10 protein-coding genes are annotated in these 12,444 nt (G+C 64.2%); 2 read left to right on the forward strand and 8 right to left on the reverse strand.

All coding sequences use genetic code 11. The features are described 5' to 3' along the window. Nucleotides 1-688: 688 nt before the first annotated feature. The 8 genes from C0Z16_RS16845 to corA form a co-directional block, all read right to left on the reverse strand. On the reverse strand, nucleotides 689-1,450 hold the full coding sequence (locus C0Z16_RS16845) for a 2-keto-4-pentenoate hydratase (protein ID WP_102633266.1): 762 nt from the start codon (nucleotides 1,448-1,450) through the stop codon (nucleotides 689-691). A gap of 357 nt (nucleotides 1,451-1,807) precedes the next feature. Then, the gene (locus tag C0Z16_RS16850) at nucleotides 1,808-3,607 is read right to left on the reverse strand and encodes a methyl-accepting chemotaxis protein (RefSeq protein ID WP_102633267.1); all 1,800 of its coding nucleotides are present in this window, start codon (nucleotides 3,605-3,607) and stop codon (nucleotides 1,808-1,810) included. 289 nt (nucleotides 3,608-3,896) lie between these two features. Further along, on the reverse strand, nucleotides 3,897-4,820 hold the full coding sequence (rbsK, locus tag C0Z16_RS16855; RefSeq protein WP_102633268.1) for a ribokinase: 924 nt from the start codon (nucleotides 4,818-4,820) through the stop codon (nucleotides 3,897-3,899). Nucleotides 4,821-4,894: 74 nt separating this feature from the next. Beyond that, a complete protein-coding gene (locus C0Z16_RS16860; RefSeq protein WP_102633269.1) occupies nucleotides 4,895-5,935 on the reverse strand; it encodes a LacI family DNA-binding transcriptional regulator in 1,041 nt (346 codons plus the stop codon). A 149-nt stretch (nucleotides 5,936-6,084) separates the two neighbouring features. Further along, nucleotides 6,085-7,128 carry an ABC transporter permease gene (locus C0Z16_RS16865; protein ID WP_102633270.1) on the reverse strand — a complete coding sequence of 348 codons (1,044 nt, stop codon included), beginning with the start codon at nucleotides 7,126-7,128 and terminating at the stop codon, nucleotides 6,085-6,087. Beyond that, complete coding sequence (locus C0Z16_RS16870; protein ID WP_102633271.1) at nucleotides 7,125-8,720, reverse strand: sugar ABC transporter ATP-binding protein; 1,596 nt, start codon at nucleotides 8,718-8,720, stop codon at nucleotides 7,125-7,127. The genes C0Z16_RS16865 and C0Z16_RS16870 overlap by 4 nt, the downstream gene beginning before the upstream one ends. 327 nt (nucleotides 8,721-9,047) lie before the next feature. Next, nucleotides 9,048-10,010 carry a sugar ABC transporter substrate-binding protein gene (locus tag C0Z16_RS16875; RefSeq protein ID WP_102633272.1) on the reverse strand — a complete coding sequence of 321 codons (963 nt, stop codon included), beginning with the start codon at nucleotides 10,008-10,010 and terminating at the stop codon, nucleotides 9,048-9,050. Nucleotides 10,011-10,367: 357 nt separating this feature from the next. Then, a complete protein-coding gene (corA, locus tag C0Z16_RS16880; protein ID WP_102633273.1) occupies nucleotides 10,368-11,345 on the reverse strand; it encodes a magnesium/cobalt transporter CorA in 978 nt (325 codons plus the stop codon). Nucleotides 11,346-11,646: 301 nt separating this feature from the next. Between corA and C0Z16_RS16885 the strand changes: the two genes are divergently transcribed. Both C0Z16_RS16885 and C0Z16_RS16890 read left to right on the forward strand, forming a co-directional pair. Next, nucleotides 11,647-11,787, forward strand: a complete 141-nt coding sequence (locus C0Z16_RS16885) for a CydX/CbdX family cytochrome bd oxidase small subunit (protein WP_102633415.1) — start codon at nucleotides 11,647-11,649, stop codon at nucleotides 11,785-11,787. Next, entirely contained in the window at nucleotides 11,784-12,404 is a 621-nt protein-coding gene (locus tag C0Z16_RS16890) for an AAA family ATPase (protein WP_102633274.1), read from the forward strand. The genes C0Z16_RS16885 and C0Z16_RS16890 overlap by 4 nt, the downstream gene beginning before the upstream one ends. Nucleotides 12,405-12,444: the final 40 nt, after the last annotated feature.

Below are 12,444 nucleotides of genomic sequence, written 5' to 3' on the forward strand. Positions count from 1 at the left end.
CGCTCGAATTCATCCTAAACCCTTTTAAATTTTTTTTCACGAACTACGTTGCGAAAATCGCGCCGTGTAGGCCTCCCGACATTCATCACTTGGAAAGCCCCTTTCGACGACCTACAATCTTGCGCGTCGAGCGATCTCGCGGCTTACACTCACTGCTTACATCCACGCGTTGCCTGCACATGCACACTGCGTACCTTCAAGCCAGGACGTCACACAGATTCGCACTGCGTCCGCGCTTTTTCTTCGCTTTCCCTTCTTTGTTTTCCCTTCTTCGCTTTCCCTTCTTCACTTTCCCTCTTAACGCTTCGACCTGCGTTTGGTCTACATGCCGCGATGTCTGTTACATGTCGATCGATCACACACGCACGCATGGTCCTCCGACATACCCTCATGCGGTTCGTCCGTGCACATGGGGTTTTGTTCCGCATCGCTTTGCACCGATTCATCTATCGCCCGACGCATGGTTGCCTCAGCTCTCGCAGCTATCGTAGGTATCGCACCCCTAACTGGATAACGGCGCGGCGCTCCGTCTGTTCAATAGGGTATACGGCTAAGCAGCCATCACAGAGACGTCAAATGTAAAACGGCCGCCCTCAGGCAGCCGTCGACTATTTCGTTTGTAATGCGCCGTTACAAGCACAGCAGAAGTGAAATCAAACCCGGTGTCACATGACATAGTGTCACGTGTTCAGGTCAGTTCGATCTCCACTTCTCCCAGTCCGTCGATGTGGCCACGCACGATGCCCGCTTTACCCACATTGTGCGCACCGACGTAAGAGCCGGTGGTCAGTGTCCATTCGGGTTCGATGGTGATGCCCATGGCGGCGCAATGGTTGACGAACCACACCAGCAACTCGCGCGGGTCGCCCGCCGGATTGCCGGTGGCGGCAGGCACGAGCGACTCGCCGTCGAAACTCAATTCCAGCTCCGGGGACACGAAGTCGAAGCCGCGCGCGAGCCCGGCATACGCCACCGGATGACCCGTCACCAACGCGCCGTTGTTCTGCGCATCGGCGAGTTGCGCAAGCGGCGCGACATTGGGCCATTCGGCGAATCGGCTATCCACGATTTCAATGGCGGGCAGCACAACGCCGACCAGGGCGAGCACCTCGTCGCGTGCATAGGCGTGGCCGCGCGGCTCGATGGCCTCGGTGAAACGGAACGCGATTTCCAGTTCGACGAGCACGCGAAAGAAGCCTGCATGCTCGACGCGCGCCGGCGAAGGCCGCACCAGCGCGGCGGGAATGGGCGCGCCCGAGGCTGCGCCGCCAGGCGCCTTGGCGCCGATCTTCCAGGCGCCTGTCGAGTCGCCGAGCCCCGCGATGACCGCCTGCTGGATCGCGTATGCAGTGGCGGCATCGGGCGGCATATGTTCGGGCGCGAGCCCGTCGATCGGCCGATGCTGCAGGCGTGCTTCGACGAGGCGATGCGCGAGGTCGTGTGGCGTCATGTCGGTCCTTTGTGGCTGGCGCATTGAACGGTGAATTGCAGCGCGATGGTTAGCGGCGGCCCGGCGTAGCAGCGGTCAAACGCGGCGCAGTGCCCTTGGGAGCCGGCGGTATGTCCGCGATGCGGTCACGAATTACCGTGGCCGCCCGTCAATGTACCGGATCGCGAGGCTCGCCAGGGCGCCGGCGACTTGGCAAACGCGACTTAATGCGCACGCCATAAAAAAGACCGCGGCTGCGTATGCAAGCGCGGTCTTCCCAGGCGAGCGGGTCAGCCGCCAAAGCATTCGTTCACAAGCCGGGCCATCGGGAACGGTTGTTGCAGCGACGATTCTGCCGCTTACACGGCCAATGTCCGGTCAGAACGTTTCCCAGTCCTGATCGCTGCCGGCGCTGGCGACCACCGTAGCTTTGGCCGACGCTTTCGGCGCCATCGCTGCTTTGGGCGTGACGGGCGCTGCCGGCACCGCCGCGGCAGCCGGCGCCCTGGCAGCCGTCACGCGCGATGCTGGGGCCGCAACACCACGCGGTGCGGCGCGAGACGCGGCCCGCGCGGGAACCTGGCGGGCCGGCGTCGGCACATGCTTGCGCAGCGTGCCGTCAGCGGCCTTGAAGCCTTCGTCGAGCTGGAACACGGCGACCGCGCTACGCAGCTTGCCGGCCTGGTCTTCGAGCGAAGACGCCGCCGCCGCCGCTTCCTCGACCAGCGCGGCGTTCTGCTGCGTGACTTCGTCCATCTGATTGACGGCGCGCGCCACCTGGTCGATACCGCTACTCTGCTCTTCCGAAGCCGCCGCGATCTCGCCCATGATGTCGGTCACGCGCTGCACGGCGCCGATGATTTCGTTCATCGTGCGGCCCGCTTCGTCCACGAGCGCGGAGCCCGACTGCACGCGGTCCACGGACGTGTCGATCAGCTCCTTGATCTCCTTGGCCGCCGCCGACGAGCGTTGCGCGAGGCTGCGCACTTCGCCCGCGACGACCGCGAAACCGCGCCCGTCTTCGCCGGCCCGCGCCGCTTCCACGGCCGCGTTCAGGGCCAGGATGTTGGTCTGGAACGCAATTCCTTCGATGATCGAAATGATGTCGGCGATCTTGGCCGAGCTCTGGTTAATCTCGCCCATCGTGCCGACGACCTGGCCCACCACCGCGCTGCCCTTGTTGGCGATTTCCGACGCATTCGCCGCGAGCGCGCTCGCCTGACGGGCGTTGTCCGCGTTCTGTTTCACCGTGCCGGTCAACTCATCCATGCTCGACGCCGTTTCCTGCAACGCAGACGCCTGCTCCTCGGTTCTCGACGACAGGTCGATGTTGCCGGCCGCGATCTGGCGCGTGGCCGTCGCAATGGACTCGCTGCCGTTGCGCACTGTATGCACCGTTTCGGTGAGGCTGCGCTGCATCTTCGCGATGCCTTCCAGCACCTGCCCCATTTCATCGCGCGAGGTGACGACGACCTGACGGCGCAGATCGCCCGCGGCAATCGCATCGAAATGACCGAGCGCCTCCGCGATCGGCCGTGCGATCGCCCGGCTCAGCGTGAGGTAAGACAACGCCGCCGCGAGAACACCAACGAACAATGCGCCCGCGGTCACCATGCGGACCGTCTGGAAGGAGGATTGGGCGGACTCGTAGCCCTGTCTGGCCGACTCGAACTGCAGATGGCGCAGCGTGTCGTCCGCGCTGGCGAGTTCGTTGTAGGCGGCCTGCAGCCGCTTCGCGACGTCGATCACCTTGCTCTGGTCGTTCGCGGCGATCACGGCCGCAAATGCGTCCGCCTGCTGACGCAGCGCATCGCGCTTGCTGACGACGTCGCCTGCGAGTCGGTCTTCCTCGGCGTCGCGCGGCAGGTCCATGTACTTCTTCCACCACATGTCGGAGGTCGCGCGCATAGTGCGCGCGCGTTCCAGTGTCGGTGCGGACTCCGGAGTGCCCATCATGAAGGCCGCGCGGTCGAGCGCGAGACGCTCACGCGCCGCGTACAACTCGGCGTTGCCAATGTTGACGGCGCTTGGCATCGAGTCGGTGTACGTCTGCTGGTAGGCGTCGTTCGAACGGCCCATGCCGAACAAACCGAATGCGCCGATGGCGACGAGCAGCGCGGCGAGAAACGCCATCGTGAGGCCAATCCGCGCCTTGATGGAAATGCCTTTGTTCAACATGCCTGTTCCTGTGCTTGACGGATGAGAGCTTCGCTTTTGAAGCGGTGCCCCGTTAGCTTCGTTTACGGCATGCAAAGGGCATACTTGAAATATTTATAAGTATGGAGAAAGCTGTTGGCGGGCAGATAGCAATAATTACAAAAATTACGGCGCATGACTGAGCGATCTGTCGCGATCGGGGACGCCGTAAGCGCAAAGGGCTGGAATGGAATGGAATGGAATGCGCGCATTGGGATGCGCCGACGCGCTGGGAAGCGGCGTCGCGTGCGACGCCGTCTGTGCGCCGAACTCAGGCTTCCAGTTCGGCGCGCGTTGGAATCGAGGGCTGCGCGCCGGCGCGCGTGACCGACAACGCGGCGGCGCTCTGCGCAAAGCGGATCGCCGCATCGACGCTCGCGCCCTGCGCGAGTTGCGCTGCGAAACCGCCGATGAACGTATCGCCGGCCGCGGTCGTATCGACGGCCTTGACCTGCGGCGCGTCATACAGCGCGGGCGCCGCACCTTCGAGCGTGGCCTGCACGCCGCGCGGACCGAGCGTCACCAGCACGTTGCGCGCACCAGCTGCTTGCAGCACAGCGGCGGCCGTGGCCGCTTCCTCGGGCGAGCCGACCGGCAAGCCGGTCAACGTCGCGGCTTCGAGTTCGTTCGGAATCAGATAGTCGATGAGCGGCAGCCACTCGGCGGGCAGCGGGCCGGTGGCGGGCGCCGGATTCAGAATCACCGTTTTGCCGAGGCGCCGCGCGGCGCCAAGCGCCGCATGCACCGTGTCCGGCGGCGTTTCGAGCTGGCAGATCACGATGTCGGCGGCGGCGAGAACTGCTTCATGACGCGCAATGGTCTCGGGCGTGACTTCACCGTTGCTGCCTGCCACGATCACAATCGCGTTCTGGCTCGCATCATCCACGATGATCAACGCGACGCCCGTGGCCTGCACGCCGGTTTCCACGGACGCGCAGTCGATGCCTTCGGCCTCGAGCCCGGCGCGCAACTGCGCGCCGTTCGCGTCCGCGCCGACGCAGCCGAGCATCGACACCTGCGCGCCGAGCCGGGCCGCGGCCACCGCCTGATTGCCGCCTTTGCCTCCGGCGACCTGCGCGAACGTGCGGCCGGCCAGCGTTTCGCCGGGATGCGGCAGACGCGGCGCGCGCGCCACCAGATCCATGTTCAGACTGCCGACCACCGCCACGCGTGAGCGCGTTTCCTTGCTTGCCACTCGTTTCTCCCGTAGTGCTACATGTCACACTTGTTGGTACACCGTTCAGTCGAGTTCGAGCGCAGCGCCCCCGCTCACGCCGCCAGATTGCGTTTTCCCGCGCCGGCCCAGGTCGCGGTGGATTCGCGCACGATCAGCCGGGGCGAGATCACCCGCCGGCGGCCGGGGGGCCGCGCGCTCGCCGACGACTTGCCGGCGATGCGCTCGATCAGCGTCTGCGCGGCCATGTCGCCGAGCGCGCGAACCGACTGCCCGACCGTCGACAGCGCCGGATAGGTGAAGCGTCCCAGTTCGATGTCGTCGAAACCGATGATCGAGCAGTCGCGCGGCACGCTGATATTGCGCTCCGCGGCGGCGCGCAACGCGCCGATGCCCATCATGTCGTTGCAGGCAAAAATCGCCGACGGCTTGACCGTGTCGAACAGTTGCCCGGCGGCGCGATGCCCGCCCGTCCCGGAAAAATCGCTTTCGACGATCGCATCCGGCGGAATCTCGATGCCGCGCTCGGACATTGCGCGAATAAAGCCGTGCACCCGCATTGCGCTGACCGCCGTCTCGACGGGCCCGCTGATGCAGCCGATCCGCACATGCCCCAGTTCGAGCAGATGACGCGTGGCGAGATACGCGCCCTTCTCGTGATCGATCTGCACCAGATCCGCGTTCACGCCTTCGATATTGCGATCGACAATCACAAGCGGCTCGCGCGCATCGGCGAGCGTCTGCGCGAGCACGGCGTCGTCGCCGGCGGACGCGACGATCAGTCCGTCGATCCGCTTTTCCTGCAGCACGCGCAGATAGTTGCGCTGCTTTGCGGGGTCGTCGTCGGAATTGCAAAAGAACACGCAGTAGCCGTTGCGCGCGCAACCGTCCTCGATGCCGCGTGCGAGTTCCGCGAAGTACGGGTTGGTGCTGTTCGGCACCACGAGTCCGATGGTCGCGGTGGCACGTGCCTTCAGCGAACGGGCCACCGCCGAGGGCACATAGTGAAGCTGGCGAATGGCGTGCTCGACCTTCGCGCGCACATCAGCCGACACCGGCCGCGAGTTGTTCACCACGTGCGAAACCGTGGTGAAGGACACGCCTGCCACGGCCGCTACATCCTTGATCGTCGCCATAACCTGTTGCTCTCCCGCCTGTTTTTCCGCCGGTCATGCTGTGTGCCGACCGTGGACATCCTCATCGAAGACAGACCGCACCCATGAATCCTTACGCTTTACCGCAAACCACGCTTTAACCGCCTTACACGCGCTAATCTGACGGCGTCTCAGGCACGCTTGCGGCGGCTGCGATACGTATCCAGCACCACGGCCACCACGATCACCGCGCCGGTGATCATGCGCTTGGTCGGCTCGTTCGCGCCGATCTGCGCGAGCCCGGCCGCCAGCACCGAAATGATCAACACCCCGAAAAAAGTACTGATGACCGAACCGCGCCCGCCCATCAGACTCGTGCCGCCGATCACCACCGCCGCAATCACCTGCAGCTCGACGCCGACGCCTGCGTTCGGGTCGGCCGCCTCCAGACGCGAAATCTGGAATAGCGACGCGAGGCCCGCGAGCGCGCCCATCAGCGCGAAGACGATCACCTTGTATGGCCGCGGATTGACGCCCGCGAGCCGCACGGCTTCCTCGTTGGTGCCGATGCCGACCAGATAGCGGCCGAACACCGTGCGCGTCAACACGAGTTGCGCGATCACCATCACCGCCACGGCGATCAGGAAAGCCGGCGAAATGCCGACCGCGATGGGGTTCGACAGAAAATCGAATGCGTCGCCGATATAAGCGGTGCGCGAATTCGTCATCTGATACGCAAGGCCGCGCGCCGCTTCCAACACGCCTAGCGACACGATGAACGACGGAATCCGCCAGCCGACCGTGACCGAGCCGGTGATCGTGCCGGTTAGCGCCGCCGCCGCGACGCCGAGCAGGGCCGACGGCAACGGGCCCCAACCCCACTTGAGCGCCGCCACGCTGACCACCGACGCCCCGAGCGCGAGCACCGAGCCGACCGACAGATCGATCCCGGCGATGATCAGCACAAACGTCATACCGACCGACATCACCACCAGGTCGGGAATCTGATTGGCGATTGTGCTGAACGTGTCGTACGTCAGAAAATGTGAACTCAGCAGCGAGAACAGCACGATCATGCCCAGCAGCGCGCCGGCGAGTCCCAAGTAGTTCGAAAATCCAAGCCGTGTGCCGGCCGGTTTGCCGCTCGCGAGCGGCGCCGACGGATCGGGCGGCGGCGTCATCGCCGCTCCGCCCTGCTTCGCGCCCGAGCCTTCGCGCAACGATTGATCGGTCATGACAGACTCCCTGATTCATTCGTGTCGAGGGTGTGCAACAGCGCGTCGCGGCTGCGGTAGCCGGCGAAAGCGGCGGCCAGCAACGCGTCCTGCGACCACGTGTTCCGTTCGAACAAACCCGTCAGGCTTCCCGCGGACATCACGCCGATCCGGTCGCAGATCAGCATCAGTTCACGCAGGTCGCTCGACACCACGACGAGCGCGCGCCCTTCACGAGCCAGCGCACCCATCAAGCCATAAATATCGAACTTCGCGCCAACGTCGATGCCGCGCGTAGGTTCGTCGAATAACAACACGCGGCAATCGCGCGCAAGCCAGCGGCCGATCACGACCTTCTGCTGGTTGCCGCCCGACAGCTCGCCGACAATCTGCGCGGGCCCGGAGCTGCGAATCCGCATCGCGTCGATCTGCTTCTTCGCCAGTGCGTTCTCGCGCCTCGCATCGACGATGCCGTGCCGCGCCACACTGCCGATATCGCCGAGCGACACGTTGGCCGCGATCGGCTGCGGCAGCAGCAGGCCTTCGCCTTTACGGTCTTCGGTGATCAGCGCGATGCCCGCGCGCACCGCATCCGATGGCGAATCGATCCGCACCGGCGTAGGCGGCGCGCCGGGCGTGGCAGCCAGCGCCACCGTGCCGCCGTCTTTCGTGTCGGCGCCGTAAATCAGCCGCATCAACTCAGTGCGGCCCGCACCTATCAGGCCGCTGATGCCGAAAATCTCGCCCGCGCGCACTTCGAACGACACGTCGCGCACGACCTTGCCGCGCGCAAGCCGCTCCACTTTCAGCAGCGGCGCGCCGATATTGCGCACGCCGAGATCGATCTGCTCGCCGAGTTCACGGCCCACCATCCACGTGACGATCTGGTCGCTCGTGAGGTTGGCCATTGCGTCGGCGTGCACGAGGCGGCCGTCGCGCAGCACCGCAATCTGCTCGGCCACTCGCGCCAGTTCTTCCAGCCGATGCGAGATGTAGACGAGCGCGACGCCGCGCGCCTTCAGGCGGTCGATCTGCTCGAACAGTAGATCGACTTCGCGCGCGGTCAGCATCGCGGTCGGCTCGTCGAGGATCAGCACGCGGCAATCGTCGATCAGATTGCGCGCGATCTCCACCATCTGCTGATGGCCGATGCCGAGTTCGCCCACGAGCGTATCGGGATCGATCGCGTCGAGCCCGACTTGCGCCATCGCGTGTCGCGCGTCCTCGCGCAGCTTGCGCCGGTCGATCCAGCCGAAGCTGAGCGCGCCCACGCGCGGCAAGCGGTTAAGAAACAGGTTTTCGGCCACCGACAACGTGGGCAGCAGGTTCAGTTCCTGCATCACCATGCGCACGCCGAACGCCTCGGCTTCGGTGCGGCTCGCCGGCGCATAAGGCTGGCCGGCGAGCCGCATGGTGCCGGCGGTCGGCTCGACGAGCCCGCCGATAATCTTGGACAGCGTGCTCTTGCCGGCGCCGTTTTCGCCGGTGAGCGCCAATACTTCGCCCGCGCGCAGCGACAATGACACGTCGGCGAGCACGGGTTCGGCGTAGGTCTTGCCGATGCCGCTAACGGACAGAACGGCAGGCAAGGCGTCGTGGTCGGTTGAATCCATCGCGATCCTGTTTCGCGGCACCAGCGCGGCCTCGCTTGAGCGAATCGTACGAGCCCTTGCCGGTCGCCGCGTGGTCAATGCCGGCCCAATGCGCGGAGTGCGCAGGCCACGGCCGCGCAGCCCCCGCCGCGCAGCCACCGTCATGACGCTTACCTGGAATTAACGGCGGCCCGGCAGGTTTCTTGAGCGATTATTGAGCGTTCATTGAATAGTAGGCGCCGGTTCGCGCTTTTTGCGCCGGCGCTGCATTTGCGTTGGCATTTGCGCTTGCGGCGACGCCGGCGCGAACCCGCGCGCCGGACCAGCCGGCGACGGTCCGAGCGACGCTTACTTCGTCACCAGGTCGCACGGCGTTTCCACCACGCCCGACAACTGCGACTGCTTCTTGTGCTCGCTCAGGGCTTTCAACGCAGTGTCGATGCCGAACACGGCCTGCTTGGCGGCGTACTGGTCGGCAGTGGCGAGCACGCGGCCGTCCTTCAACATCGGCTTGATCGCGTTGATGTTGTCGTAACCGACCACCATCACCTTGCCCTGCTTGCCGGCCGCGCGCACCGCCGAAACCGCACCGATCGCCATGTTGTCATTGCCCGCGAGCAACGCCTTCAGGTTCGGGTACTCGTTGAGCATGGCCGAGGCCACCGCGTTGCCCTTGTCGATTTCCCATTCGCCCGACTGCACCGAGACGACCTTCGCGCCGACGGCCTGCATGGCGTCCTTGAAGCCCGCGGTGCGTTGCTGCGCGTTCGTCGTGGTCGATACGCCCTCGAGAATCCCGACCTCGTCGCCCGCCTTCAGCTTCTTCGCGAGGTAATCGCCGACCTTCTGCGCGCCCTTGCGGTTATCCGGCCCGACGAACGGCACGTTCAGGTCCTTCGACTTGAGCACGTCCGGGTCGAGCCGGTTGTCGATATTCACGACGATGATGCCCGCGTCCACCGCCTTCTTGACGACCGGCACGAGCGCCTTCGAATCAGCCGGAGCCAGCACGATGGCGTCGACCTTCGAGACGATCATCTGTTCGACGATGCGAATCTGGTTCGCCGTATCGGTCTCGTCCTTGATGCCGTTCGTGATCAGATCGAACTGCGACGGGTTGTGCTTCTGATAGTCCTTCGCGCCGGTTTCCATCGTGAGGAAAAACTCGTTGGCGAGCGACTTCATCACCAGCGCGACCTTTGGCTTATGGGCGGGCGCGGTTTGAGCGTAGGCGGCGGAAAACGGCAAGGCGGCGCTAGCGGTGGCGAGGATTGCGGCCGTCACGATGTGGCGGCGAATGCGATTGCTCATGCATATCTCCAAAGTTTGTCGGGCTCAGGTCGAGCCGTATTTTTAGTTACGCGCAAACGTTTGCGGGACTCATTCTCGGCGTAGTTCAACCAATTTGTCAACGATCCGCGGTGTTGCAGTGCACCGGCGCGCACAAAGTGCGGCCGTGCCGCGCGCTGAATGCGGCCGGTCGGCAGATCGCCCCGAAAACAACACCGGGCGGTCGCGTCGGTTGCAACGTATGGCAACGGGTCCTCGCTGGGTCTATGCGTAGCGGATTCGCCGCTGGCCGCAATCTCAGTGGCCAGCGGGCCGCCTATGCTGAGCTTTTATCGCACCGCGCGCAACCGTGACCAGGCGGGGAATGTGGACCGGCGATCAGAGCCAGCCGGCCTTGCGGAAGCGCCAGTAGAGTACGAGATCGACGCTCAGCATGATGGCGAGGCACAGCGGATAGCCGTAGCGGAAATGCAGTTCCGGAATGTTCTGAAAATTCATCCCATAGATGCCGGCGATCATCGTCGGCACCGCGAACAGTGCCGCGAACGAGCCCAGGCGTTTTGTCACTTCGTTTTCAGCCAGCGAGATCATGCCGAGGTTCACCTGCACTGCGGTGACGACCATTTCGCGTCGGCCGTCGATGATGCGTACGATCCGCTCCAGGTGATCGTAAACATCCCGAAAGTAAGCTTGCATGCCTTCGCAGACACTCGGAATACGGCCGCCCGTAAGCTTGCTGATCGCCTCCTGCAACGGTGCTATGTGGTGCTGAAGAATCACAAGGCGCCGCTTTAACGAGTACAAATCCTGGATGATCGCGCGCGACGCGGCGGAATTGTTGCGCTCGAAAATGCGGTCTTCGATGGCTTCGATTTCCGTGTTCATCGCTTCGATGATCGGGAAATAGCGATCGACGATGTCGTCCGCGAGCGCGTACAGCACGAACGCCGCGCCAGCCTTCAGCAACTGCGGCTCGCGCTCGCAGCGCGCCCGCACGTTCTGAAAACCGGCGCGCGTGCCGCGCCGCACCGACAGTACATAGTTCGCTCCGACGAATACGTCCACTTCGCCGATCATCAACTCGCAGTCCTCGTCCATTTCGACCGTGTGCATCACGGCGAAGAGCGACTCGCCGTATTCCTCGATCTTCGGACGCTGATGGCCGTTCTGTGCGTCTTCGATCGCAAGGTCGTGGAGGCCGAACTCGTGCTTCATCACCGCGAGTTCGCCGGGCCCCGGGTCTTTCAGCGCGACCCACACGAAGCACTCGGGGCGCGCCACGTAGTCGCTGATGCTATCGATGTCGATATCTGCCAGCTTCCGGCCGTCCTGATAGGCGGCGCAATTGATCAGCATGTTGATTACCCTGAAAGCGGAATAGAACGGGCCGCATCGCGATGCGTATGCGACGCCTGGTCTGCATGAATGGATATGCGATAGCCGCCATGTTAAGGGCTGGCGGCGGGTCTCATGTATCCATTTGTTAAACGCCCGCGTATGCCGGCGTATCGGCGTGCGGGTTCTCCCTTTGGCCGGATGCTTTTCATGATGCCCGGCGATGGTTTGTCATCCTCATTGCGAGGCTTTCATGCCGCCCTTGCGTGCCACCGCGTTCTTCTTCATCATCGTCGCAAGGAGCGACACCAAGGAGACTGTCATGCGGTATTTCAGCTGGATTCCCCGCATTGGCGCGGCGTTGGGCTTTGGCATCGTCAACGCGATGTGGCTCGACCCCAACGGCAAGTTCGCGCGCGACCCGCAACGCGCGGCGGCCCAAGTTGAGGATGCGTCTTCGTGAACCGTCTGGTTTTTATTTGCGGTCACGCGGGCACCGGCAAGACGACGCTCGCAAAGAAACTGATCGGCCCGCTGATGAAAGCGGCGGCCGCGCCCTTCTGCCTGCTCGACAAGGACACGCTCTACGGCGGCTACAGCGCCGCTGCAATGGGCATGCTGACAGGCGATCCAAACGACCGCGACAGCCCGCTCTTTTTGCAACATCTGCGCGAGCCGGAGTATCGCGGCCTGCTCGACACCGCGCGCGACAACCTCCAACTCGGCGTCAGCGCGCTGGTGGTCGGGCCGCTCTCGCGTGAAGTCCGCGAGCGACGATTGTTCGATCGCACGTGGCTCGGTATCGGCGAGGACGTTACCCTGCGGGTGGTGTGGGTTCATGTGTCGGAAGAGACCGCGCATCAGCGGATCGTGGCGCGCGCCAATCCGAACGACGCCTACAAACTTGCCCATTGGGACGAGTACCGGCAACGACGCTTCCTGCCGAGTGGCGACCTGTGCGACGATTTGCTGATGTTCGACAACACGGCGCCGACTGCGGCGGATCATGACGCACTGCTAGCGCGCATTGTCGGCGAGCCGCGGGCGGCCTCCGCGATGTTGGCACCGCTGCCTGTCTAGCGGCGACGCCTCAAGGACCAACCAGGCAAACTGAACCAAC

Origin of the sequence: Paraburkholderia rhynchosiae (assembly GCF_002879865.1) — a bacterium.
Lineage (GTDB): Bacteria > Pseudomonadota > Gammaproteobacteria > Burkholderiales > Burkholderiaceae > Paraburkholderia > Paraburkholderia rhynchosiae.

Bases quoted from the DNA above. Each gene is read 5' to 3' on its own strand.
- C0Z16_RS16850 (WP_102633267.1), bottom strand. From the start codon at position 3,607: ATGTTGAACAAAGGCATTTCCATCAAGGCGCGGATTGGCCTCACGATG.
- C0Z16_RS16865 (WP_102633270.1), bottom strand. From the start codon at position 7,128: ATGACCGATCAATCGTTGCGCGAAGGCTCGGGCGCGAAGCAGGGCGGA.
- C0Z16_RS16885 (WP_102633415.1), top strand. From the start codon at position 11,647: ATGCGGTATTTCAGCTGGATTCCCCGCATTGGCGCGGCGTTGGGCTTT.
- C0Z16_RS16845 (WP_102633266.1), bottom strand. From the start codon at position 1,450: ATGACGCCACACGACCTCGCGCATCGCCTCGTCGAAGCACGCCTGCAG.
- C0Z16_RS16860 (WP_102633269.1), bottom strand. From the start codon at position 5,935: ATGGCGACGATCAAGGATGTAGCGGCCGTGGCAGGCGTGTCCTTCACC.
- C0Z16_RS16870 (WP_102633271.1), bottom strand. From the start codon at position 8,720: ATGGATTCAACCGACCACGACGCCTTGCCTGCCGTTCTGTCCGTTAGC.
- corA (WP_102633273.1), bottom strand. From the start codon at position 11,345: ATGCTGATCAATTGCGCCGCCTATCAGGACGGCCGGAAGCTGGCAGAT.
- C0Z16_RS16875 (WP_102633272.1), bottom strand. From the start codon at position 10,010: ATGAGCAATCGCATTCGCCGCCACATCGTGACGGCCGCAATCCTCGCC.